Source organism: Mesorhizobium sp. M2A.F.Ca.ET.037.01.1.1 (genome assembly GCF_003998075.1).
GTDB lineage: Bacteria > Pseudomonadota > Alphaproteobacteria > Rhizobiales > Rhizobiaceae > Mesorhizobium.
This window is the reverse complement of record NZ_RZSA01001692.1, coordinates 1-606: the sequence shown is the minus strand read 5'-3', so window position 1 is coordinate 606 and position 606 is coordinate 1. Positions and strand designations below refer to the sequence as shown.

Genomic DNA, 606 nt, shown 5'->3' with positions numbered 1-606 from the left:
GGCCAGTATCTGGAGCAGGGTTTTCCCGTGCTTTCGGCCGGGCCGACGCCGCGCGTGCGCACGGAGGATTGGTCTTTCACCCTCAAGCACGGGCCAAAGCCGATCAAGAAATGGAACTGGGCCGAGTTCAACGCGCTGCCGCAGAGCAAGATGACGCGCGACATCCATTGCGTGACGGCCTGGACAAAATTCAACACGCCCTGGCAGGGCGTCATGATCGACGACATCCTCGCCGACGCCGGCATCGAGCCGCCGACCGCCTACACGCTGGCGCTGTCCTTTGACGGCTATTCCACCAATGTGCCGACCAAGGACCTCGTCACCGGCAAGGCGATGGTGGCGCTGCTCTATGAAGGCAAGCCGATCACGCCGGATCATGGCGGGCCGGCACGGCTATTGGTGCCGCACCTCTATTTCTGGAAGTCGGCCAAATGGGTGAACGGGCTGCAGTTCACCGAGCGCAACGAACCGGGCTTCTGGGAGCTTCGCGGCTATCACATGTATGGCGACCCCTGGCGCGAGCAGCGCTATTCCAGCGACCGGTGAGGGGCGACGCGTGAGCAGCAATCGATGAGCGCCGAGCCGTCGCCGCAATCGCCCTGGCAG

General features: G+C 63.9%; 1 protein-coding gene. It reads left to right on the top strand.

The features are described from left to right. Window positions 1-546: molybdopterin-dependent oxidoreductase (locus EOA27_RS39255; protein ID WP_127259066.1), on the top strand; the 546-nt coding region annotated here is incomplete at its 5' end. Window positions 547-606: the final 60 nt, after the last annotated feature.